Here is a 25,214-nt window from a genome sequence, read left to right as displayed (position 1 = left end):
GCCCGACTCGCACCGGAACCCCTGGAACGGTAAGAATGTCGGCCATGGATGCCGACTTTTCCACCAGTCTCGGGGAGACCCGCGCCAGCCGTCAGGGCAACTACCGCCTGACCAATCCGGACAACCCCGAGCCGGGCACGTCGCCGAATCCGGTGCTGACCGGATTCGACAACGGCAACCACGCCACCCTCGGCCGCACCGGCCTGGACCAGACCGAACAGCCGGTGCAATGGTCGAGCCCGCGCCGCACCACACAGGATCTGGACGTCACCCCGCGCCGGGCGCCGCTGGAATCGGAGTCCTCGTTCTTCCGAACGGATTCCGAACCGGCGACGTTCCGCTCCGTGATGGATGATCACGCGCCCGTGCGTTCGGTGATGGACGATCCCGCTCCGGTGCGACAGGTCTCCGAGGTCGATCCGCTCTCGCTGCGCGCCGCCCACGAGGCCACCGCGGATCCGGTCTCCCTGCGCGCCAATCGGGAACAGGCCACCGATCCCGCCTCCCTGCGCGCCACACTGGAGAACGAGCTCGCCTCGCGCCGGGCCGCCGCGGAGGCCGACGCCGCCGCCCGCCGGGCCGCGGAGGTGTCGGTCCCGGTCTCCTTGCCGCGTCATCCGGAGGTGGACACCGCGCCACGTCATCCGGAGGTGGACACCGCGCCACGTCACCCCGAGGTGGACACCGCCCTACGCCATCCCGAGGTGGACACCGCCCTGCGTCATCCCGAGGTGGACACCTCGTCGATCTCGCGTCGTGTCTCGGAGAACGGTTCCGGCCCCCGCCGGGCCGCCGCGGAGCCCGAGCCGGTCCCGCGCCTGCCCGCGTTCGATACCGAATCCGCCAACCGGCACGCCTCCGCCGAGCCGGAGCACACCGGTCGCCGAGCGGCCCGCGAGGCCGAAAACGCCCGTCTGGCAAGGGAATCGGAGTCCGCGCCGGTGGAGCCCGCGTCCGCGGTGCCGCAGCGCACCGATCCGCGGGCCGCGGAGTTCCGCGCCCCCGATGCGCCCACCATCGACCTGCACCACATCATGCGACTGCTGGTGGCCAGTCACGATCTGGACCTGGCCGCGGGCCGCGCCGAATCGGGCGAGATCACCGTCTCGGAGTTGGCGAGCATCGCGCGCCGAACCCGTTCGGCCGCTGTGGAACTGGTGTCGGCCTGGTACGGCGGCCCGGATCACATGCGACGATTCGGCGAGGTGCTGTTAGAGGCCGCGGCTGAAACCGCTTGACGATATCCCGCCGCGCTCCGGCGCTTTCGTGTCGATCGGCTCGGGTGTCGGTGCGGTGCCGGATCATGGGGCGGTGAGCAAGCCCGAGATGACAGCGGCCGCGGTGCGCGCGGAATTGGCGAAGGTGGCCGATCCCTCGGACGCGGTCCATCTGCAACGCTTCTTCAAGACCGGGCCGGGGGAGTACGGGGAGGGTGACGTCTTCATCGGCGTCCGGGTGCCGAAGACCCGCCAGGTCGTGAAACAGTTTGCGGCGCTGCCACTTCCGGAGATCGATGCGCTGCTCGACAGCCCGGTGCACGAGCATCGGCTGGCCGGGCTGGTGATTCTGAACGGCGCGATGGCCAAAGCCTCGCGCGCCCGCGCGGCCGATGTCGGCGCGCAGGAACGGATCGTCGAGTTGTACCTCGCCGCGGTGGAGCGCGGCCGGGTGAACAACTGGGATCTGGTGGACGCGTCGGCGGAATTCGTGCTGGGCCCCTGGCTGCTGGAGCGCCCCCGGGAACTGGTCTACGAGCTGTCCCGGCGCGAGTCGCTGTGGGAGCGGCGGGTGGCCCTGCTGAGCACCTTCGCCTTCATCAAGGCCGGTGACACCGCCACGACCCTGGACCTGTGCGAGCGCCTGCTGCCCGACCGCCGCGATCTGATCCAGAAGGCCGTGGGCTGGATGCTCCGGGAGGTCGGCAAGCGCGTCGAGGAGGCGCAGCTGATCGCGTTCCTGGACGCTCATGCCGCGCGGATGGGCCGCACCGCCCTGAGCTATGCCACCGAGCGATTGACCCCCGAACAGCGGATCCACTACCGCGCGCAACGCTGACCGTCCGACGGCCGCCGCGACCCCGCTCGACGGACCCTGTGACATGGTCGGCCGATTCGGTCAATCGCGGGGAAGCCCCCGGTCAGTGCCGGGAAACCAATGGTAGTCGGCGTGCGCCCGAATCGGATTCATCTTTTGTTCATCTTCCATTGGGTTTACGTTCATTCACCGCAATCATTCTGTGACTTGTCCAGAAAACAGACCTAGCGCCCGCTTATGGCGCGAAGTACTCGACCATCATGCGGAATCGCCCGCGGCCCGGTGTGTCCCGAGTAGTGGTCCGGGAGCGACGGATCTCCGAATTCCGTTCTCCCGCAATCCGATTCACAACAGCAGACAGCACGAACCACGAGTCACGGTCGTCTCCGTTCGGGGAGCGACCTGCCGCGGTGGTCCCGTGCTGTCGGAAAACAGCAGCGCATGCCTCTGAAGAGACTCATTCCCCTCGCCGTTCTCGCCGCCGTCGTGGCCGCGCCCGCCGCCCAGGCCGCGGCCCAGGACCCGATCGCGGGTGTGCCCAACGAGCTGCAGGCCCCGGCCCAGCAGTTCCAGCAGACCGCCGAGCAGTGGCAGCAGGGCCTTCCCCAGGATCAGCAGGGGCAGGTTCAGCAGGCCGTGCAGGGGCTGCCGCAGCCGTTCGCTCAGATGCTGACCCTGCCGCCCAAGTTCGCCGATGATCTCGACGGCTGGATCCGCAACGCGCTGTTCGTGATGAACCAGCGCGGCATCCCCGGCAGCTACGACGGCATCTTCCGCAACATCATGCGCGAGTCCGGCGGCAACCCCGCCGCCATCAATCTCTACGACTCGAACGCCGCCGCGGGCATCCCCTCCAAGGGGCTGCTGCAGGTGATCGACCCGACCTTCAACGCGTACCACGTCGAGGGCACCCCGTTCGACATCTGGAACCCGGTGTCCAACATCGCCGCCGCGTGCAATTACGCCGCGCACCGCTACGGGTCGATCGACAACGTCTTCTCGGCCTACTGATCGCTGCGAACTCCCGGGCCGGAGCGTCCCGTCCCGGGCGCCGGACCGCTCAGAACTGGATCTTGAGCGTGTCCGTCACGGGCCGGGCCTGGCAGCCCAGGATGTAGCCGTTGGCGATGTCCTCGGGGTCGAGGATTTCGGCGTTCTCCATCTCGACGGTGCCCTCCAGGACGGTGCAGGCGCAGGAGCCGCATTCGCCCTCGAGGCAGGAGTAGGGCACGTCCAGTCCCTTGGACAGCATGATGTCCACCAGGGTCTGGCTGCGCGGCCAGGTGAGTTCGTGTGTCTCGCCGTCGAGTTCGACCTGCACGCTGGCGGCGTCGGCGGCTTCCTCGTCGCTGATCTCGGTGGGGGCGACATCGGCGAACGGATCACCCGAGAGCGAGTTGAAGACCTCGGCGTGAGTCCGGTTGCGCGGCATGCCGATCGAGCCGAGCGCGTCGTGCACGCGATCCATGAACGGCTTGGGGCCGCACATGAACGCCTCGTACCCGGCGTACGGCTGGGTCAGGGTGGCGAGGCCGTCGACGGTGGGCAGGCCCTGCAGGTGCTCGAGCCAGTGCACGACGACCAGGCGCTGCGGATGCTTGTCGGCGAGTTCGCGCAGCTCCGAGGCGAAGATGACCGATTCGTGGTCGCGATTGGCGTAGACGACGACGATCTTGCCGTTGCCCCGGGCGAGCGCGGACTTCAGGATCGCCATGACGGGCGTGATGCCGCTGCCCGCCGCGAAGAGCAGCAGATCCTCGTCCAGGTTCTTGGGGGTGAACACGCCCGACGGCGGCAACACCTCGAGGGTGTCGCCGGCTTTGACGTTGTCGCACACCCAGTTCGAGGCGTAGCCGTCGACGGTCCGCTTGACGGTCACCTTCGGCTTGTCGTCGGTGTGCGGTGAGCTGGCGAGGGAGTAGCAGCGCGCCACCGATCCGGTGAGATCACTCGGGATGCGCAGGGTGAGGAATTGGCCCGGCTGGTAGGTGAAACGTTCGCGTAGTTCTTCGGGAACGTCGAATACCAGCGAGCAGGAGTCGGCCGTCTCATTGATTACCGCGGAGACCCGCAGCACGGCCGATCGCGAGCTGTGCGGTACGTCGACGGTGGTCATAGTGTCCTCTCGAACCAAACTAGAACGTGTTCTAGTTTAACTATACGGGGCGTTCCAGCTGCCGGACAAGCTGAGCCTCGAGGCCCGCGATGAGCACATCCATCGAGAAGTCGTAAGAGTACTTCCCGCGCAGGTCGCCGATATGTTTCATGGCGCGCTCCACCGCCTCGGGCAGCACCCGATCGTTCAGCGCGCCGCGATCGCGCGGATTCACCTTGCCGCGCCCGAAGAGATACGTGTGGATGGTGGCGTACGAGGCCAGCACATTGCGGTCGTCGAATCCGGCGTCGAACAGGATTTCCATCACCGAGGCGATCAGATCCAGCTGTTTGCCGAGCATCTGTTCGATCAGAACATCGCCCAGACCAGGGTGTTTGCGCAATTTCTCGTCGATCTGGTCGACGATCTCGCGCAGCCGCATTTGCCACGTCCCGAATTCCGGCGGCGGCTTGCGAACCCCGGTCAGCGCGGCGGTCGCGACCAGATCCAGCAGCTCCCGCTTGTCCGCGACGTAGTAATAGGGAGCCATCGGAGAAACACCGAGTTCGCGGGAGAGTCGGCGCATGGAGAGTTTCTCCACGCCGTCCTGGCGGACCACCCGCAAGGCGGCCTCGACGATCTCGGCTTCGGACAGGGTGTTGCCGCTCCCGCTTGTCTGCATTCGCCCGGCTCCCATACCACCTCGACACTGTGGGTACGGATAGCCGTCCCCTGCCTGTTCAACTGCGGAAAATTCCTCACGCAGTGTAGAGCGCCGAGTGTGGTGACGGTCCTGCTGCGGGTCGGCCGTTGATGACGGAATGGAGTATCCCGGTACCGAGCGGCGCGCCAATCATGATTGCTGACTATGTGCTGACCTAGCATTTCAGGAATGCGCCATGATCGCCTTCCCGATGGTTTCGGGGTGCGAATCGATCCCAGGGTGCGCACTTACTCCGGTGGACGACTCCTGGTCGGCGGTACGCCAACCCGGCTGCTTCGTTTAGCACCGGAGGCTGCGGCCCTGATCGGTGACGGGTACCTCGAGGTGACCGACCCTACGTCGGCACGAGTTGCCAGACGCCTGCTGGATTCCGGAGTGGCAAATCCACGACCGCGATTGCTGCCGTCGCTGGAGGATGTGACCGTAATCGTGCCGGTGCACAACCACGGATCGGAGTTGACGCGGCTGCTCTCGGCACTGCGCGGGCACACCGTGATCGTGGTGGACAACGGCTCGGACCAGCCCGTTCGGATTCCGGCCCCGAGCGGCACCCGCCGCCGGGTGACGGTACTGCGCTGGGATCGCCGGCGCGGCACCGCCGAGGCCCGCAATTTCGGGCTGCGCGCCGCCGCAACCGAATTCGTCGCCTTCCTGGATCCGGACGTCGCCCCACGCACCGGCTGGCTCGAGGTGATGCTCGGGCACTTCAGTGATCCGAAGGTCGCCCTGGTGGCGCCGCGGATCCTGGCCATGGATCCCGATTCCACCGTGCTGGCCCGCTACGAGCACACCCGCGGCTCGCTGCATCGCGGTCGCCGGGAGTCCGCGGTGCAGGCGCACGGCCCGGTGCCGTACGTGCCGAGCACCGCGCTGCTGGTCCGCAGGCTGGCGCTGCTGGCCGAGGGCGGCTTCGACGAGTCCATGCCCGCGGGCGGCGATATCGACCTGTGCTGGCGGCTGGACCGCGCCGGCTGGCGATTGCGCTACGAGCCGGCCGCCCGGGTCGCGCACAGCAATCCGGTGTCGTTGCGAAAGTGGTTCGCTCACAAACTGACCCATGGCACCGGCGCCGCGCCGCTGAGTCAGCGGCACGCGGGGATGGCCGCACCGCTGTCCCTGCCGATCTGGACCGCCGTGGCCGCGGTGCTCTTCGCGACCTTGACGCGCTGGGGCACGGTCGGCGCGGTGCTGACTCTCGTGGGCGCGCTGTTCCGGCTGCGCCGTGTCTTCTCCGGTCTGGAGAATCCGACGCGGGTGGCCGCCATATATATGGCGCGCGGATTCTCCGGCGGCGTCTGGCGTCTGGCGTCGGCGCTGTGCCGGCACTATTGGCCGGTGACCCTGCTGGGCATGCTGTGCTCGCGCCGGATTCGGCATATCGCGGTGACCATCGCGGTGGCGGACGGTCTGGCCGACTGGTTCATTCATCGGGAGCCGGGCAGTCTGGATCCGGTTCGCTATGTCGCCTGCAAACGCGTGGACGATATCGCCTACGGCAGTGGTTTGTGGCTCGGTGCGATTCGGGCCCGCAACGCCGATGCGTTGCGGCCCACCCTGCCGCCCAACTGAGTTCTGCGGGTCCGGCCCGGAAACGGCCGGGCCCGCGAATCTTTGGCTTTGGCAACGAACTGGGTATCACGGCTGATCACCGGTGCGGACCATCACCGGACTGAACACGTTCCGTTTAACAAAGTGCTGCGTAGCTCACATTTCGCGAGGTCGTGTTCGCGGTGTGACCTGCGGGACAAACACCGGGCTTCCACCTTACGGAGTAATGCGCGCCGGTACCCTTTGGGACGGAAAGAAAGGCAAATGGTCAGCAACATCACAGGTGGGAGCAATCCGCAGCACGGTGCCGAGCCGGGCACGCAGCTTGGCGCGCTCGAGGCCTATGCCGCGCAAGCCCACGGATACCTCAGTGTGGGTGGCGAACAGCTCGGTCAGCTGCCCGGTTTACTGCGACCCATGGTTCTCGAATCGTGGCTTCGCAGTGTGCGCGGCGGCGTCGATCCCATGGACGACAACGACGGTCGCGGTCTTCGCGGCACCGATTTGCAGCGCTACCGCGACGCGCATCCGACCGCGGCGGTCATGCCCCTGGTGGACAAGCTGCTGCTGCGTGATGCCACGAGCACCGGACTCATCGTGGTGATCGCGGATCAGTTCGGTCGTGTGCTGTCGGTGCACGGCAATCCCGATCGGGTGCAGGCCGCCGCCGAGGCGGGTCTGCGCGAGGGTAACGACCTGAGCGAACGCCGGGTCGGCACCAATGCGATCGGCCTGGTGGTGCGGACCGGCCGGGCGGCCTGGATCCACGGCCCCGAGCACTTCCTGCATCGCATGCATCAGATCACCGGCGCCGCGGCGCCCGTTCACGATCCGGACGGCCGACTGGTCAGTGTCCTGATGATCGCGGGCGGGGTGCGGGTGGCGCGTCCGGAGATACTGGCCCTGGTGAAAGCGGCGGCGACCGCCGCGGAGATGGATCTGCTGCTGGCCGCGGTGCGGTCCGGTCAGGATCGCCGCACCGCCGACGCGCCGTTGCCGGAGCGTCTCGGGCTCGAGGTGATCGGGCTGGGGCAGCCGCAGTTGACGGTGGCGGGTGAGCGAGTTCCGCTGTCGCAGCGGCACGCCGAGATTCTGCTGTTGCTCGCCGAGCATCCCGAGGGCCTGTCCGCGGATCATCTGGCTCTGCTGCTGGACGACGCGGACCTCGACAATGCCACCATTCGCGCGGCCATGTCGCGTTTGCGGTCGGTGGTCGGCCCCAGCGCCTTCGGTTCGCGCCCTTATCGTTTGCGCGTTCCGGTGGCGACCGATGTGGAGGCCCTGCGCGCCGCCCTGGATTCCGGGGATGCCGACAGCGCCGTCCGGCTGTACTCGGGTCCGGTGATGCCCCGCTCGAATGCTCCGGGAGTTATAGACATTCGCAATGAATTGCGAGTTCGTTTGCGCACCGCCGTTTTGCGTTCCGGCGATACCTCTGTTTTGAGTCGGTGGACCGCGGGTGCGGAAGGACGCGACGATGCGGCCGCGTGGGCGGCCTATCGGGCCACGGTCGATCGCGAATCTCCGCTGTACGCGCAGATCGAAGCGAAGATTCGCGTGCTCGATCGGCGCATGGGCGCCGATGCAACGCAGATGCAACGTTTCGACTCATAGTCTTCGCATCCGAAAGTGTGGTCGGTCACACCGCCACCTTGTTGTGTGGTCGTACGCACATTTACCGGGATTACCCGAACCAACTAGACGCTCGTCCAACTTTTTTTCAGGAAAAAGTTCCGTTTTATTACGTTTCCGCCTAGTCTTCGCAATGCATGGACGGCACTCCATGTGATGCAGACAACAGGGCGACGTTCGAGCGTTCGTTGGTGACGTTGGAGGAGATCGGCAGCAACACAACCCAGATGCGGATGGCCCCGAGGCAACCGCATCCCGGCTGAAGGACTACGGGAGAACTTCGCCGGCCCCGAGTACCAGTCGAATCACGCGCAGGGCGTCACGGACGCCGCGCATTCGTCTTTCCACCCATGAGCAGTGCGATATCGAGGCTTCGGGTCCCCGAACGGCGGGGTACCGAAAGCCTATTTCGTGATGCCCGAAAATCGTTCGGCCGCTTAGCAATTCGTTCTTAGAGGGAGGCTCTGGTGCAGGGTACGGAGTTGGGGAAGTTCGGTCCGGAAAACGTCACCGCGGGCCTGGACAGCAGAACCACGCAGCTGCCGCCGGGTGCCTCGGAACCCTTCCCTCTCGGACCCGCGCAGGTCGGGCTCTGGTACGCCCAGCTGCTCGAGCCGGACGTCCCGGTCAACATGGCGCAGTACGTCGACATCCAGGGTGATTTCGACGCCGACCTGCTGCTTCGGGTCTCCGAGGAGGGCGTGCAGGTCTGGCGTTCCTCGCAGCTGCGCTTCATCGAGATCGACGGTCAGCCGTGCCAGTACCTGGATCTGACCGACGACAAGTCCCACACCACGTACCTCGACCTGCGCGACGAGGCCGATCCCATCGCCACCGCGCACGAGTGGATGCGCGCCGAGCTGGTTCGCCCCGTACAGCTGCTGACCGATCTGCTCTTCGCGCCCACCCTCATCCGGGTCGCCGACCAGCGCTACTTCTGGTTCGTGCGCGCCCACCACATCGTGGGCGACGGCTACGCCGCGATGAGCGTCATGCAGTGGACCGCCAAGCGCTTCACCGCGCGTCAGCAGGGTGTGGAGCCCGAGACGGTCAAGGTCGGTTCCCTGCCCGAGCTGGTCGCGGGCGAGTTCGCCTACCGCGAGAGCAGCCGTTTCGTCTCGGACCGCGCGCACTGGGCCGAACGCACCCGCGACCTCGACGGCGCGACCACCCTCAACAGCCGCACCGCCCCCCGCAGCGCGGGCAACCGGGTGTTCGGCGCGGCGCTGCCCGTGCATCTGCAAGAACGAATCGAAGCCATTGGCGCACAGCATGATTCGGGACTCCCCGTGGTGGTGCTCGCCGCGTTCGCCGCATACCTGGGCCTGATGACCGGCAAACCCGAAGTGGTACTGAGCCTTCCGGTCACCGCGCGCACCACCGCCGTGATGCGGCGCTCGGTGGGCATGCTGTCCAATATCGTGCCGCTGCGGATCGGGCTCGGCGCGGAGGTCACCTGGGCGGATCTGCTGACCGCCATGCGGGTCGAGGTCTCCGGCGCGCTGCGCCATCAGCGCTACCGGCACGAGGACATCCGCCGCGATGCCGAGCGCGAGGGCAGCCCGGCCACCCGTGCGCTGTTCGGCCCGATGGTCAACATCATGCTGTTCCACAATCGCCTGGACTTCGGCGATATCAGCGGGCGGCTGCACCTGATGTCGACCGGCCCGATCGAGGACATGAGCCTCAACGTCTTCTACGGCGACAACGATCGCATCCACCTCGATTTCGAGGTGAACCCGAACCTCTACTCCGCCAGCGAGATCGCCCGGCACCACTCGCGGTTCCTGCGCTTCCTGGAGCGTCTGGTGGAACTGGATCCGGCCGCGCCGATCGCGGGCGTGGATGTCAGCACCGAGCTGGAACGCGAAGTGGTGCTGCGACTCTGGAACAGCACCACGCGTGCGACGGAGCCCGGCGCGACGCTGGTGTCGATGTTCGAGGCGCAGGCTCGGCGGACCCCGGGGGCCACGGCCGTGCGTCTCGCGGGCGAGCCGGCCCGGGACCTGGACTATGCCTCCTTCGCCGGCCGCGTCAATCGCCTTGCGCGGCACCTCATCTCGCTCGGAGTCGGCCCGGAGAAGCTGGTCGCGCTGCACCTGCGCCGGTCGCCGGAGCTGGTGATCGCCATGTACGCGGTGCAGGCCGCGGGTGCGGCCTACGTGCCGCTGGATCCGGACAACCCGGTGGAGCGCACCACTCACATTCTCGAAACAGCTTCTCCCGCACTGGTACTCGGATCCGTGGCGGATCGCCCCGCGACCGATGTCGCGACGCTGATCCTGGACGAGCTGGAGCTCTCGGCCTACTCCGCCGAGCCGATCGCCGACACCGAGCGCCTCGCGGCGCTGCGCCCGGCGAACACCGCCTACGTCATCTTCACCTCCGGTTCCACCGGGCGCCCGAAGGGTGTGGCGATCAGCCACGCCGCGATCGTGAACCGCCTGGTGTGGATGCAGCAGACCTACGCACTGGCCACGCCCGATGTGGTGCTGCAGAAGACGCCCGCCACCTTCGACGTCTCGGTCTGGGAGTTCTTCTGGCCGTTGCAGATCGGCGCGACGCTCGTGCTGGCGCAACCGGACGGGCACCGTGATCCGGCCTACCTGCGCACGGTCATCGCCGACTACGGCGTGACGGTCGCGCACTTCGTGCCCTCCATGCTGGAGGCGTTCCTGGCCGGGCTGGACGACGAGCAGGCCGCGCGAGTGTCCTCGCTGCGTCAGGTGTTCGCCTCGGGCGAGGCGTTGCCCGCCGCCACGGCGCAGCGCCTGCGTGCGGCGATCGGGACCAGCCTGCACAATCTCTACGGCCCCACCGAAGCCGCGGTCGATGTCACCTTCCACGAGGTGACGGCCGCTGACACCGTGTTCGTGCCGATCGGCGCGCCGGTGTCCAATACCCGGCTGTACGTGCTCGACGCACGTCTGCGGCCGGTTCCCGTAGGGACTCCGGGTGAGCTGTATCTGTCGGGGGTACAGCTCGCCCGGGGCTACGTGGGAAATTCCGGGCTGACCGCCGAGCGTTTCGTGGCCGACCCGTTCGCGGGCGCCGAGGGACACGGCACGCCCGGCGAATCGATGTATCGCACCGGCGATCTGGTGAGCTGGACCGAGGACGGCGAGCTCGAGTACCTCGGCCGCACCGACTTCCAGGTGAAGCTGCGCGGTCTGCGCATCGAGCTCGGCGAGATCGAGTCGGTGCTGGGCGAACTGGACGAGGTCGTCCGCGCGGTGGTCATCGTGCGCGAGGAGCAGTTGGTCGCGTACGTGGTCGCCGACCTCCCGATCGAGGAGACCCGGCTGCGGGCCACGGCCGCGCGTGCGCTGCCGTCGTACATGGTGCCCAGCGCCTACATGGTGCTGGACGCGTTGCCGGTCAACGCCTCCGGCAAGCTCGACCGGGCCGCGTTGCCCGCCCCGGTGCGGGTGGTCGCGCGCTACGAGGCTCCGGTCTCGGTGGTCGAGCAGACCGTGGCGCGGGTGTTCGCCGAGACCCTCGGTTCGGAGCGGGTCGGGCGGACCGACGACTTCTTCGCCCTGGGTGGCAACAGCCTGATCGCCACGCAGGTGGCGGCGCGGCTGAACGCCGAGCTGGGCTGCCGCCTGACCGTGCGCGAGATGTTCTCGGCCACCAATGTCGCCGAGCTGGCCGAGGTCATCGACGCGCAGTTCCTGGACGAGGACGCGTCCTTCGGCACATCGGTGGGGCTGGTTCCGCGCACCGGGGCCGAGCGCCCCGCGCAGGTGCCGCTCTCCCCGGCGCAGCAGCGCATCTGGTTCCTCAATCACTTCGACACCGGCGGCGCGAACTACAACATGCCGTTCGTGGTCCGGCTCAGCGGCGAGGCGGACCTGTCCGCGCTGCGTGCCGCCGTCGCCGATGTGCTGGCGCGGCACGAGGCCCTGCGCACCGTCTTCCCCGTGACGAGCGATGGTCAGGCGTACCAGCGGGTGCTGCCGATCGCCCAGTTGCCCGAGCCCGCGGAGCTGGTCGCGCACGAGGTGGTGATCGGCGGGCCCGATCTCGACGACGCGCTGAGCGTGATCGCGAGTCGCGGTTTCGACCTGGAGCGGGAGATCCCGTTCCGCGCGCAGGTTTTCACGGTGGTCGAGGTGTCCGATTCCGATTGCGGACTGGGCGGTTCTTTCATTGACCTGACCTCGTCAACCGATCTCGACGAGAGCTCTTCGGCACCCGCTCCGCGCTACGCGCTGGCGATGGTGCTGCATCACGTTGCCGCCGACGGTCTTTCGCTGCCCATCCTGGCCCGCGATCTCATGCTCGCCTACGCCGCGCGCCTTGCCGGTCAGCCGCCCATGTGGGCGGAGCTGCCGGTGCAGTACGCGGATTACACACTGTGGCAGCGGGATCGCCTGGGTTCGGCCGACGACGCGGAGTCCCTGCTGGCCCGGCAGCTGGACTTCTGGAAGCAGACCCTCGCGGGCGCACCGGATCTGCTGGAGCTGCCCTCGGATCGCCCGCGCCCGGTGACGGCCACCGGCCGCGGCGGCAAGAGCTCGGTCGAGCTCTCGGCCGCCCTGCACGCGCGCATCGTCGAAACCGCCCGGGCGGAGGGTGTTTCGACGTTCATGCTGATGCACGCCGCGCTGGCGGTGTTGCTGTCCCGTTTGTCCGGTGAGTCCGACATCGTGATCGGCACGCCGGTCGGCGGGCGCGGCGCGCGCGAACTCGACGACCTGATCGGCATGTTCGTCAACACGCTTCCGCTGCGCACCGAGATCGACGGCACGCTCGCGTTCCGTGAACTCGTGCAGCGGGTTCGGGACATCGATCTCGCGGCATTCGCCCACGCCGACGTGCCCTTCGAGCAACTCGTCGAGGCGCTGAATCCGCCTCGCTCACAATCGCGGCACCCACTGTTCCAAGTGGTGCTGTCCTTCACCGCATCCGGCGACATCAGTGTCGAACTGCCCGGATTGCTTGCCACGGCGGGTACGCTGGACACCGGAGTGACCAAATTCGACCTGTCGGTCGCGGTCACCGAAAGCTTCGTCGGTGCCGGTCCCGGGGAAGGTCCGGCACCGACGGGGATCAACGCGGAGTTCGAATTCGCGGCAGATCTCTTCGACCCCTCGACAATTGAGATCTTCGCCGACCGTTTCGTCCAGTTGCTGACGGCCATCACCGCAGACCCGACGGTAGTCGTGGACGCGCTGCCGCTGCTGTCCGAGGACGAATACGCCGATCTCACCACGCGTTCCGGCGGTGCGGTCGTGACCGGCCGGGTGCTGCCGGACATGCTGGCCACGGCGGTCGCGGCACAGCCGGACGGCATCGCGCTCGTCGACGGCGACCGTGAACTCACCTACCGCGAACTGGACGAGCGGTCGAATCGCTTGGCGCGTTTGCTGATCGGACGCGGGGTCGGACCGGGCGACCTGGTGTCCCTGGGCATGCCGCGTTCGCTGGAGTCGGTGCTGGCCACCTGGGCGATCACCAAGACGGGCGCGGGCTGGGCTCCGGTCGATCCGGCGTACCCGGCTGATCGCATCGAGCGCATGGTCTCCGATTCCGGTGCGTCGTACGGGCTCACGGTGTCGGCGTCGCACGCCGGACTGCCCGCGCAGGTGGACTGGCTGGTGCTCGACGATGCGGGATTCCTCAGTGAAGTAGGACAATTCGCCGCCGATGCGGTGGACGACGCGGAGCGGGTTCGCCCGTTGCGCCCGGCCGATGTCGCGTACGTCATCTACACCTCGGGTTCGACCGGCGTGCCGAAGGGCGTCATGGTCACCCACGAGGGCCTGCCCTCCTTCGCCGCGGGGCAGACCGAGCACTTCTTCCTCACCCCGGCGGCGCGGGTGCTGCACGTCGCGTCCCCGGCCTTCGACATCTCGGTGGGCGAGCTGGCCATGGCCATCGACGCCGCCGCCACCCTGGTCGTCGCGCCCCCGGACGCCACCATGGGCGCGGAGCTGACCGAGGTGCTCCGCACGCACCGGGTCACGCACGTGTTCATGACCCCGTCGGCGCTCGGTACGGTCGACCCGCACGACACCCCCGATGTCCAGGTCGCCATCGTCGGCGGCGAGCCGTGCCCGCTGGAGCTGGCGCGCCGCTGGGCCGAGGCCGGTCGTTCCTTCGTGAACGTCTACGGCCCGACCGAGACCACCTGCGTGACGCAGGCGGCGCACCCGTGGTCGGTGACCGAGGAACTGCACATCGGCCCGCCGTTCGCCGGCGTGCGGGAGTGGGTGCTGGACGAGCGCCTGCGTCCGGTGCCGGTCGGTTCGATCGGTGAGCTGTACGTCGGCGGTCCGCAGCTGGCCCGCGGCTACCGCGGTCAGCCCGGCCTGACCGCCGGTCGTTTCGTCGCCTGCCCCTGGTCGCCGGGCGAACTCATGTACCGCACCGGCGATCTCATGCGCTGGACCGAGACGGGTTCCATGCAGTGCCTGGGCCGCAACGACTTCCAGGTCAAACTGCGCGGCTATCGCATCGAGATCGGCGAGATCGAATCGGTGCTGACCGAGCAGCCGCAGATCCGCCGCGCCGTGGTGATCAAGCACGCGCACGCCACCCGCGGTGATCAGCTGGTCGCCTACCTGGTCTCCGACGACGCGGACCTCGATGTGGCGGCGGTGCGGGCGAGTCTCACCGGACGCCTCGCCTCCTACATGGTTCCGGCGGCCTTCATGGTGCTGCAGGAGATCCCCTTCACCGCCAACGGCAAGCTGGACCGCCGGGCCCTGCCCGAGCCGGTGTTCGAGGGTGCGCTCTACCGCCGCCCGAGCACGGTGGCCGAGGAACTCGTCGCGGGTGTGTACGCGGAGTTGCTCGGCGCCGAGCGGGTCGGTATCGACGACGACTTCTTCGCACTCGGCGGCAGCTCGCTGCTGGCCGCGAAGGCCGTCGCCCGGGTCGGCGCGCTGATGGATACCACCGTCGGCGTCCGCGCGCTTTTCGAGGCGCCCACCGTGGGCGGCCTTGCCGCACTGGTGGAATCGGGACTCGGCGAGGCCCGCCGCCCGGCGCTGGTGGCCCGGGAGCGGCCCGAACGCCTGCCGCTCTCGCCCGCTCAGCAGCGCATGTGGTTCATCAACCGCTTCGATCGCGAGTCCACGGCGTACAACCTGCCGATCGCGCTGCGCCTGTCCGGTGCGCTGGACACCGCGGCCCTGGCCGACGCCTTCACCGACGTGCTCGAGCGGCACGAGACGCTGCGCACCCTGTACCCCGAGATCGACGGTGTCGCGAGCCAGGTGATCCTGCCTGTCGCACAGGCGTTCTCGGGCCTGCTCACCACCTCGGTCACCGAAGCCGAACTGGCGGTGCGGGTCCCCGAGATCCTCACCACCACCTTCGACGTGACCGCCGAGGTGCCGATCCGGGTGGAACTGCTGCGGGTGCTGGACGCCGCCGGTGAGTTCAGCGGTGAGCACGTGCTCGCCGGTGTGCTGCACCATATTTCGGCCGACGGCTCCTCGGTGGTGCCGTTCGTGCGCGACCTGATGCTCGCCTACGGCGCCCGGCTGTCGGGCGGTGCGCCGTCCTGGGCTCCGCTGACCGTGCAGTACGCCGATTACGCCCTGTGGCAGCACGCCCTGCTCGGCTCCGAGCAGGACGAGACCTCCGTCGCGGCCCAGCAGCTCACCTACTGGCGCGAGGCGCTGGCCGGTCTGCCCGATCAGCTGGATCTGCCCACCGATCACCCGCGCCCGGCGCGACAGACGTTGCGCGGCAAGCAGATCGAATTGCCCCTGGATGCCGGACTGCACGCCGGACTCACCGAACTGGGCCGCCGCCACGGCGCGACCCTGTTCATGGTGGTGCACGCCGCCTTCAGTGCCCTGCTCGCGCGCCTGTCGGGCAGCACCGACATCGCCGTCGGCACCCCGATCGCGGGTCGCGGCGACAGTGCGCTGGACGACGTGATCGGCATGTTCGTCAATACGCTGGCGCTGCGGACCCAGGTCGAGCCCGCCGAGCCGTTCACCGCGCTGCTGGCGCGGGTGCGGACCGGCGACATCTCCGCCTTCTCGCACGCGGACGTGCCGTTCGAGCGTCTGGTGGAGGTGCTCAACCCGGTCCGTTCGCAGGCCAGGCACCCGCTGTTCCAGGTCGGCCTGTCCTTCCAGAACTACGAGCACGCCGAGCTACGACTACCGGATCTGACCGTGTCCGAGCTCGAATTCGACACTCACATCGCGCAATTCGATCTGCACCTGTTCGCGATGGACCGCTACGCCGAATCCGGTGCACCCGACGGCCTGCAGCTCGCGCTGGGCTACGCGACCGATCTGTTCACCGAGGCCACCGCGCAGCACGTGCTCGAGGCCCTGGTCCGGGTCCTGGAAACCGTTGCGACGCAGCCGGAAACGTTGGTCGGCGATATCGATCTACTGGGCGCGGACCTGCGCCGGCGGATCGTGCGGGACTGGAACGACACCGATCACCCGCTCGCACCGGTCACCCTCGCGGATCTGATCGACGCCCAGGTGGCGGCCTCGCCGCACGCGGTCGCCGTCCTGGACGCGGCGGATGAAACCCTGCTCACCTACGCGGAATTCGACGCGCGGGTCAATCGTCTGGCCCGGCGGCTGATCGCCGAGGGCGTCGGCCCGGAGACAGGTGTGGTGCTGGCCATGCGCCGCGGCATCGACCTGGTGGTGGCCATGCACGCGGTGGTCAAGGCGGGCGGCGCGTATGTGCCGATCGATCCGGATCACCCGGCCGAGCGCATCGCCCACATCCTGGACACGGCCGCTCCGGCCGTGGTGCTGAGCACCTTTGTCGACGGCGTCTCCTTCGCCACCGACGCACCGGTGCTCGAGGTGGACCGGCTCGACCTGGACGCCCTGCCCGCCGCGCCGATCTCCGACGCCGAGCGGATTCGCCCGCTGCGCCCGCAGCATCCGGCGTACGTCATCTTCACCTCGGGGTCCACCGGCCTCCCCAAGGGCGTGACCGTCCCGCACACCGCCATCGTCAATCAGTTGCACTGGCTGCGAGACACTTTCGAGTTGGGCTCGGCGGATCGCGCGATGCTCAAGACGCCCGCCACCTTCGATCTGTCGGTGTGGGAGTTCTGGTCGCCGCTGACCTCCGGCGGCAGCCTGGTGGTGACCGCCGCCGGTGACGAGCGCGATCCGGACCGCCTGCGCGCGGTGATCGAGGCGCACGGCGTCACGGTCCTGCATCCGGTGCCCTCGCTGCTGGGCATGATGCTGACCGGCGGCGCGCTGCCGGCCTCGGTGCGCGCGGTCCTCGCCATCGGCGAGGCCCTGCCCGCCACCACGGCGGCGGAGTTCCTGGACCGGAGCCACGGCGACACACGGCTTTTCAACCTCTACGGCCCCACCGAGGCCGCGGTGTCCATCACCTCCTTCGAGGTGCGCGCCCGGCACCAGCAGGCCGTGCCGATCGGCGCGCCGGCCTGGAACAGCCGGGTCTACGTACTCGACTCCCGGCTGCTGCCGGTTCCGGTCGGCGTGCCGGGTGAGCTGTACCTGTCCGGTGAGCAGCTGGCGCGCGGCTATCACGGCCGTCCGGCGCTGACCTCGGACCGCTTCGTGGCCGACCCGTTCGTCCCGGGCCGGATGTACCGCACCGGCGATATCGTGCGCTGGCGCGCCGACGGCACCCTCGAATACGTCGAGCGGGCCGACTTCCAGGTCAAGATCGGCGGCTTCCGCATCGAGCTCGGCGAGGTCGAGACCGCGCTGCTGCGGCAGTCCGGGGTGAGCGCCGCGGTCGCGGTGGCCCACGAAGGCGCGGCGGGCGCGCGACTGGTCGCCTATGCCGCCGTGCCGGAGGCCACTTCCGCACAGCACGAGGCGCTTTCGGTCACCCTGCGGGCCGCCCTGGCCGCGGCGCTGCCGAAGTACATGGTCCCCTCGGCGATCACGGTGCTGCCCGCGCTGCCGCTCAATGCCAACGGCAAGGTGGACCGGGCCCGGCTGCCCGAGCCGGTTTTCGCCGCGGCGGTGTACCGGGAACCGGTCACCGATCTGCAGCGCGCGGTCGCCGCGGGCTTCACCGAGGTGATCGGCGGCGCGGAGGCGCAGCTCGTCGGCCTGGACTCGGACTTCTTCGCACTGGGCGGCAATTCGCTCATGGCGACCCGCCTGGCCGCCCGCCTGGGTTCGGATCTGGGCGTGCGGGTTCCGGTCGCGGCACTGTTCGAGTCCCCGACCGTGGGTGAGCTGGCCGAATGGCTGGCCACCGCCGATCGCGCGGATCTGCTGCCCGCCCTGGCGCGCCGGACCGATACCGGCCCGGCTCCGCTGTCGCTGGCTCAGCAGCGCATGTGGGTGGTGAACCGGCTGCATCCCGATTCCGGCGCCTACAACGTGCCCGCCGCCATCCGCCTGTCCGGCACGCTGGACGTGCCCGCGCTCACCGCGGCCCTGCGGGACGTGCTGAACCGCCACGAGATCCTGCGCACCCGCTATCCCGAGAAGGACGGCGAGCCGGTGCAATTGGTGCTCGGTATCGACGAGCTCAATGCCGAACTCGCGGTGACCCCGGCGTCCCCGGAGGAGATCGAGCAGCGCCTGATCGAGATCGCCACCGCCGGTTTCGACGTCACGGCGGCCCCGCCGATGCGCATCCGGCTCTTCGAGCTCGCCCCCGAGGAGCACGTGCTGATCGTGGTCATGCACCACATCAGCGCCGACGGCTACTCGGTGGTCCCGATGACCCGGGATCTGGTGCAGGCCTATCTGTCCCGGCTCGGCGGACAGGAGCCCGGCTGGGCCCCGCTGGAGATCCAGTACGGCGACTTCGCCGCCTGGCAGCGCACGGTGCTGGGTTCGGACACCGATCCGGCCAGCCTGCTCTCGCGGCAGTTGAGCTTCTGGGTCGACGAATTGGCCACCGCGCCGGATCATCTGGCCCTGCCCACCGATCGCCCCCGTCCCACGCGGCGCGAGATGCGCGGCGCCGAACTCGATTTCGAGATCGACGACGACACCACCGGGCAGCTCTCGGCGCTCGCGAGCGCGCACGGCACCACCCTGTTCGGCGTCGTGCACTCGGCGTTCGCGGTGCTGCTGTCCAAACTCTCGGGCCAGCGCGACATTTCGATCGGCGTGCCGATCGCGGGTCGCGGCGAGCGGGCACTGGACGAGTTGATCGGCATGTTCGTCAACACCGTGGTGCTGCGCACCGAGGTGGACGGCAAGCTCTCGTTCCTGGATCTGCTGCGGCAGGTGCGCGACCGGGATCTGGCCGCGTTCGCTCAGGCCGACGTGCCGTTCGAGCGGGTGGTGGAGGCCGTGCTGGCCGCCAACGGCCGGCCGCGGTCCGGTTCGGTCTCCCCGCTGTTCCAGGTGGCGCTCGCCTTCCAGAACATCCCGGCGGGCACGGTCGAACTGCCCGGTCTCGCGATCGAGGCGATCGAACCGGAGCTGTCCGAGGCCAAGTTCGATCTGCAGCTCACCGGTATCGAGCGGCGTGACGAGCTCGGTCGCGTCGTGGGCTTGAACATGCGATTCGGTTATGCCACGGACATTTTCGGCGCCGAGACCATCGGCCTGCTGGCTCGGCGACTGCTGCTGGTCCTGCGCGCGGCTCTCGCGGATCCGGCGGCGCCCCTGCGGGCCATCGACATCCGGACCGAGCAGGAGCGCACCCGTCGTCAGGACGCGCCCGCGGACCTGCCCGACCTGCCGACCCTGATCGCCGCCGCCGCGGCGATCGATCCCGATTCGGTCGCGCTGGCACACGGCGACCACACCGTCACCTACCGCGCGCTCGCCGACAAGATCGGCGTCACCGCTCGCGCCATGGGTGCCGCGGCCAAGCCGGACGCACTGGTGAACGTCGCACTCGCCGGGCTGGTGCCCGGCATCATGACCGCCCTCGGCGGGGCGGGTCTGGCCCGAGTCCTGAGCACGCTCTCGGAGCAGGCACAGGCCCTGGTTCTTCGCTCGGAAAGCACGTCGGAAGGAATCCTCTGATGCACTACGCGGAGTCGATCACTACCAGCCGAACCGGCCGCGCCACGGCCTTGCGACGCGCTTACGGGGTGGGGGATCTACCCGGTCTGATTCCACTGGTGGCGGAGTTGGACGCCGAGCGGGTCGCGCTGCGGCACGGCGGCGCGAGCATCGTCTACGGTGCGCTGGCCGCCGAACTCGCTGTGCTGAGCGAGGCCATGGGCGGCGCGCTGGAGCCCGAGGCGCTGGTGCAGGTCGTGGTGTCGGGCCAGTTGCCCGCGCTCATGGACGGCGCGGAGGGCGAGCTGACCGCCGTGCTCGAGGCGCTGGTCGACGATGCGGTGCAGGCCGCGGCCGACGTGCTCGATCCGAAGCTGGCTCCGGTCGAGACGCTCACCTCGAAGTTCCGCGCCCAGGTGCGGCGCACCCCGGACGCGGTGGCGCTCGAGTTCGAGGGCGCCGAGTTCACGTACGCCGAACTCGCCGCCCGCGCAACGGTTCTCGCGCGGCACCTGCGCACGCTGGGTGTCGGCCCGGACGTGCTGGTCGGCGTGGCGATGCGCCGGTGCGTCGAAGTGGTGGTCGGCATGTACGCCGTCCTCGAGGCGGGCGGCGCGTTCCTGCCGATCGATCCCGATCACCCGGCCGATCGCACCGCCTACGTGCTCGAGGTGTCCCAGCCCGCGCTGGTGCTCACCACCATCGCCGACGAGCCCGAGTTCGATTCGTCGGTGCAGGTGCTGCGCGTCGACGAATTCGAGCGCACCGCAAAGGAACTCGCCGCGGATCCGGCTCGACTGCTGTCCCCGGCCGAGGATCCCGAGCTGTTCCAGCCGGGTGCGGACAACCTCGCGTGCGTGCTGTTCACCTCCGGCTCCACCGGCCGCCCCAAGGGCGCGGCCATCCCGCACCGGGCCATCATGGCCCTGCACCGCTGGCAGCAGCGGGTCCTGCAGCTCTCGAGCTCGGACGTGATGCTGTTCAAGTCGCCGATCACCTTCGACCCGGTGCTGTGGGAGGTCTTCTGGCCGCTGCAGTCCGGCGCGCGTGTGGTGATCGCCGGACCCGACGGCCACCGCGACCCGCAGTACCTGCTGCGCCTGATGCGCGAATCACAGGTCACCTGTGCGTTCTTCGTGCCGTCCATGCTGTCGGTGCTGATGGCCGAGGTCGGCCCGGAGGACGAGGGTCTGTCCGATTCGCTCCGTTTCGTGCATGTCGGCGGCGAGGTCCTTCCCGCCGCGACCGCCGCTGACTTCCGCAGCGTCAGCGGCGCGACGATGTACAACATCTACGGCCCCACCGAGGTCGCGGTCACTGTCACCAACCACGAGGTCACCGCCGCCGACACCGGCTCCATCCCGCTGGGTCCCGCCGGCGACGACGTCGAGCTGCTGGTGCTCGACGAGGATCTGCGTCCCGTTCCCGCCGGTGTGGTCGGCGAGCTCTACCTGGCCGGAATGCAGCTGTCCCGCGGCTACTTCGGCCGCCCGGGCCTGACCGCGGACCGTTTCGTGGCCAATCTCGAAGGTCCCGCCGGGGACCGCATGTACCGCACCGGTGATCTGGTGCGCTGGGTCGCCGGTGTGGACGGCGGCGCGGCCGAACTGGAGTTCGTGGGCCGCAGTGATTTCCAGGTCAAGCTGCGCGGTCAGCGCATCGAACTCGGCGAGGTCGAGACCGCGCTGCTGAGCGACAGTGCCGTGTCGCAGGCGGTCGTGGTGCTGCACACCCGCGCCAACGGTGAACAGGCTCTGGTCGGCTACGTGGTGCCCGCACGTGGCGAGCGGATCGACACCGACGCGGTCCTGGCCGCGGTGCGTGAGCACGTGCCCGCGTACATGGTGCCCGCGCTCCTGGTCGAATTGCCGACGATGCCGTTGAGCGTCAACGGGAAGCTGGAGCGGCGTGCCCTGCCCGAGCCGGTGTTCCCCGAGGTGAGCACCGCCTACCAGGCGCCCGCCACACCCGCGGAGGAAGCCGTCGCGGCGATCTTCGCCGATCTGCTCGGCGTCGAGCGCGTCGGCGCGCACGACGACTTCTTCGCCCTGGGCGGCAACTCGCTGGTGGCCACCCGCGCCATCTCCCGGATCCGAGAGGCGCTCGGCGTCGCCCTGGACGTGCGCGACTTCTTCGACAGCCCGAGGGTCGCGGCCCTGGCCGCGCTGGCCGAGAACGGCGTCGTCGCAGCGGGTTCCGCCCCCGCGTTGCTCGCCGGTCCCCGGCCCGAGGCCATCCCGCTCTCACCCGCGCAGCAGCGCATGTGGTTCCTCAATCGCTTGGCGCACAACGAAATCGAGTCAACGACGGACGGCTTCGACCCGTCCGCGGTCGACAACGTGGTCGCGGCGTTGCGGCTGCGCGGCGCGCTCGACATCGATGCCCTGGCCGCCGCGGTCGCCGATCTGATCGACCGGCACGAGATCCTGCGCACCTACTACCCGCAGACCCCCGACGGCCCGGTCCAGATCATCCGCGCCACCGGAGATTTCGACGCCGCCAAGGAATTCGACCTCACTCCCGTCGAGGTGGACGAGCGGGCGCTGCCGCAGACGGTCTTCGCTGCGGCCGGTCGCGGTTTCGATGTGGCCGAACAGGTTCCGCTACGACTACAACTGCTACGCCTGGGCGCCGATGACCACGCGCTGGTGCTGGTGGTGCATCACATCGCCGCGGACGGCTTCTCGATCAACCCGCTGCTGCGTGATCTGGTGCTGGCCTACGCCGCCCGCCAGTCCGGCTCCGCCCCCGGCTGGCAGCCCCTCGCGGTGCAGTACGCCGACTACGCGCTGTGGCAGCGCGAACTGCTCGGCGCCGAATCCGATCCGGAATCGCTCTCGGCTCGCGAGATCGCTTTCTGGACAGCCGAACTCGCCGACCTACCCGCACAGCTGGATCTGCCCGCCGACCGTCCCCGCCCGGCGGACGCGAGCTACCGGGGCGCGACCTTCGAGGCGTCGATCCCGACCGAGCTGCGCGCCGCCGTCGACGCGGTCGCCGTGCGCTGCGGGGCCACGCCCTTCATGGTGCTGCACGCCGCGCTGGCCGCCCTGCTGGCCCGCCTGTCCGGCACCGCCGATATCGCGATCGGCACGCCCGTCGCGGGTCGCGGCGAGGCGGCCCTGGACGATCTGATCGGCATGTTCGTCAACACCCTGGTGCTGCGCACCCAGGTGCGCGGCGAGCAGTCCTTCGCCGAGCTGGTGAGCCATGCCCGCGAACGGGATCTGCGCGCCTTCGCGCACCGCGACGTCCCCTTCGAGCGCCTGGTGGAGGTGCTCAATCCGGTCCGCGCCCGCAACCGGCACCCGCTGTTCCAGGTGGCCCTGTTCATGCAGAACCTCGGCGCGAGTTCGCTCGCGCTGCCGGGCATGAACGCCGAACTGGTCGACTTCGACCTGGCGTTCGCCAAGTTCGATCTGAACCTCACCGTGATCGAGCAGGATTCGGCCTATCGCGTCGAATTCACCTACGCCACAGATCTGTTCGACGAAGCCACGGTCCGCGAGTTCGCGGCCAAGTTCCTGCGCCTGCTCAGCGCCGCCACCGCGGACGCCGATCGCGCGGTCGGCGATATCGCGCTGCTGGACGCGGGTGAGCTGGACTACGTGCTCGAGAGCTGGAACGCCACCGGCGCGAAGGTCTCGGACACCCTGCTGCACGCGGGATTCGACGCACAGGTCCAGCGCACCCCGAACGCCACCGCGCTGATCTCGGGCGAGCTGTCCCTGACCTACCTGGAGCTGTCCGAGCGTTCCAACCGCCTGGCCCGCCGGCTGATCGCCGAGGGCGTCGGCCCGGAATCGCTGGTCGTGCTCGCCATGGCGCGTTCGGTGGACCTGGTCGTGGCCATGTACGCGGTGCTGCGTGCCGGCGGCGCCTACGTGCCGGTCGACCCGAGCCATCCGGCCGAGCGCATCGCCACCGTGCTGGACACCGCGGCCCCGAAGCTGGTGCTCACCACGGCGTCCGACGGTTTCGGCACCGAGATCGCCCCGCTGCTGCGCCTGGACGATCTGGATCTGTCGGAGTACGCCGCGAGCAAGATCACCGATCGGGAACGCCGGGCGACCCTGCAGCCCGAGCATCCCGCGTACGTGCTGTTCACCTCCGGCTCCACCGGCACGCCCAAGGGCGTGGCCGTGAGTCACCGCGCCATCGCCAACCAGATGGCCTGGATGCAGGCCGAATACGGCATCGGCCGCACCGATGTCTACCTGCAGAAGACGCCCAGCACCTTCGACGTCTCGCTGTGGGGATACTTCCTGCCGCTGCGAGTCGGCGCGATCATGGTGCTGGCCACCCCCGACGGCCATCGCGACGCCCGCTATCTGGCGGAAACCATCGCCGCGCACAGCGTCACGCTCACCGACTTCGTGCCGTCCATGCTCTCGGTGTTCGCCGCGCACGCCGAGGCGGGCGAACTCGACTCGCTGCGTGAGGTTTTCGTCGCCGGTGAGGCGTTCCCGGTGGAGACGGTCACCGCCTTCCGAGCGGTCTGCGACGCCACCCTGCACAACCTCTACGGCCCGACCGAGGCCGCCGTCACCGTCACCTACCGCGAGGCCGACGATCTGACCCCCGCCGTGCCGATGGGCGAACCGGAGTGGAACACCCAGGTCTACGTGCTGGATTCGCGGCTGCGCCCGGCCCCGATCGGGGTGCCGGGTGAGCTGTACCTGGCCGGTGTGCAACTGGCGCGCGGCTACTACCGTCGCGCCGACCTCACCTCCGATCGCTTCGTGGCGAACCCCTTCGCCGCCCGCGCGGGTGCGCGCATGTACCGCACCGGTGACCTGGTGAAGTGGACCGCGGACGGCGAGCTGGCCTATCTCGGCCGCATCGATTTCCAGATCAAGTTCCGGGGTCAGCGCATCGAACTGGCCGAGATCGAGAGCGCCCTGCTGAGCCTGCCCGAGGTGGCGCAGGCGGCCGTGCGGCTGATCACCGCCGACACCGGCGACTATCTGGCCGGTTACGTGATCCGCGGCGAGGGAACCGAACTCGATGCCGCGGGCCTGCGCGAGCGGCTCACCCGCCTGCTGCCGTCCTATATGGTCCCGACCGCCGTGGTCGAGCTGACCGAGTTCCCCATCGGCACCAGCGGGAAGCTGGATCGCGGGGCCCTGCCGGTTCCGGTGTTGGCCGCCAAGCGATTCCGCGCTCCGGTGGATGCCGCGCAGCGCGTGGTCGCCCGGGTCTTCGGCGAGGTGCTCGGACTGCCCCGGGTCGGCCTGGACGACGATTTCTTCGCCCTGGGCGGCAGCTCGCTGCT

General features: G+C 69.0%; 9 protein-coding genes (1 of these 9 cut by a window edge). 7 read left to right on the top strand and 2 right to left on the bottom strand.

From position 1 onward, the window contains the following. Window positions 1-44 precede the first annotated feature (44 nt). The 3 genes from NJ1_RS28510 to NJ1_RS40275 all read left to right on the top strand — a co-directional run bounded on the left by NJ1_RS28510 (window position 45) and on the right by NJ1_RS40275 (window position 3,045). Window positions 45-1,238: a hypothetical protein gene (locus NJ1_RS28510; protein ID WP_157574294.1), complete on the top strand. Its 1,194-nt coding sequence runs from the start codon at window positions 45-47 to the stop codon at window positions 1,236-1,238. A gap of 88 nt (window positions 1,239-1,326) precedes the next feature. After that, on the top strand, window positions 1,327-2,055 hold the full coding sequence (locus NJ1_RS28505) for a DNA alkylation repair protein (protein ID WP_067700116.1): 729 nt from the start codon (window positions 1,327-1,329) through the stop codon (window positions 2,053-2,055). 420 nt (window positions 2,056-2,475) lie between these two features. Further along, window positions 2,476-3,045, top strand: coding sequence for a transglycosylase SLT domain-containing protein (locus NJ1_RS40275; protein WP_084478949.1), 570 nt, complete (start codon window positions 2,476-2,478; stop codon window positions 3,043-3,045). 49 nt (window positions 3,046-3,094) lie between these two features. Here the strand turns inward: NJ1_RS40275 and NJ1_RS28495 are convergent, their stop codons facing one another. Together NJ1_RS28495 and mftR2 are read right to left on the bottom strand one after the other, a co-directional pair. Then, window positions 3,095-4,150, bottom strand: a complete 1,056-nt coding sequence (locus tag NJ1_RS28495) for a ferredoxin--NADP reductase (protein ID WP_067699938.1) — start codon at window positions 4,148-4,150, stop codon at window positions 3,095-3,097. Between the two features lie 40 nt (window positions 4,151-4,190). Beyond that, window positions 4,191-4,811, bottom strand: a complete 621-nt coding sequence (gene mftR2 / locus NJ1_RS28490; RefSeq protein WP_084478948.1) for a mycofactocin system transcriptional regulator MftR2 — start codon at window positions 4,809-4,811, stop codon at window positions 4,191-4,193. A gap of 210 nt (window positions 4,812-5,021) precedes the next feature. Between mftR2 and mftF the strand changes: the two genes are divergently transcribed. The 4 genes from mftF to NJ1_RS28470 all read left to right on the top strand — a co-directional run. After that, window positions 5,022-6,422: a mycofactocin biosynthesis glycosyltransferase MftF gene (mftF, locus tag NJ1_RS28485; RefSeq protein WP_067699936.1), complete on the top strand. Its 1,401-nt coding sequence runs from the start codon at window positions 5,022-5,024 to the stop codon at window positions 6,420-6,422. Window positions 6,423-6,665: 243 nt separating this feature from the next. Continuing rightward, entirely contained in the window at window positions 6,666-8,015 is a 1,350-nt protein-coding gene (locus tag NJ1_RS28480) for a sigma-54-dependent transcriptional regulator family protein (protein ID WP_067699934.1), read from the top strand. Window positions 8,016-8,500: 485 nt separating this feature from the next. Continuing rightward, on the top strand, window positions 8,501-19,960 hold the full coding sequence (locus tag NJ1_RS28475) for a non-ribosomal peptide synthetase (RefSeq protein ID WP_245717619.1): 11,460 nt from the start codon (window positions 8,501-8,503) through the stop codon (window positions 19,958-19,960). Continuing rightward, window positions 19,960-25,214, top strand: partial view of a non-ribosomal peptide synthetase gene (locus NJ1_RS28470; protein WP_067699931.1) — the start only. Its footprint extends 13,705 nt past the window's final position; the window shows 5,255 of its 18,960 coding nt (coding positions 1-5,255); its start codon is at window positions 19,960-19,962; its stop codon lies off the right edge, out of view. The genes NJ1_RS28475 and NJ1_RS28470 overlap by 1 nt, the downstream gene beginning before the upstream one ends.

It is taken from the genome of Nocardia jejuensis NBRC 103114 (genome assembly GCF_001613145.1).
Classification (GTDB): Bacteria; Actinomycetota; Actinomycetes; order Mycobacteriales; family Mycobacteriaceae; genus Nocardia; species Nocardia jejuensis.
The sequence above is the reverse complement of the archived record's forward strand: the minus strand, read 5'-3'. Positions and strand labels throughout refer to the sequence as shown.

Coding starts and splice junctions, on each gene's coding strand:
- NJ1_RS28510 (WP_157574294.1), top strand. CDS start 45: ATGGATGCCGACTTTTCCACCAGTCTCGGGGAGACCCGCGCCAGCCGT.
- NJ1_RS28505 (WP_067700116.1), top strand. CDS start 1,327: ATGACAGCGGCCGCGGTGCGCGCGGAATTGGCGAAGGTGGCCGATCCC.
- NJ1_RS40275 (WP_084478949.1), top strand. CDS start 2,476: ATGCCTCTGAAGAGACTCATTCCCCTCGCCGTTCTCGCCGCCGTCGTG.
- NJ1_RS28495 (WP_067699938.1), bottom strand. CDS start 4,150: ATGACCACCGTCGACGTACCGCACAGCTCGCGATCGGCCGTGCTGCGG.
- mftR2 (WP_084478948.1), bottom strand. CDS start 4,811: ATGCAGACAAGCGGGAGCGGCAACACCCTGTCCGAAGCCGAGATCGTC.
- mftF (WP_067699936.1), top strand. CDS start 5,022: ATGCGCCATGATCGCCTTCCCGATGGTTTCGGGGTGCGAATCGATCCC.
- NJ1_RS28480 (WP_067699934.1), top strand. CDS start 6,666: ATGGTCAGCAACATCACAGGTGGGAGCAATCCGCAGCACGGTGCCGAG.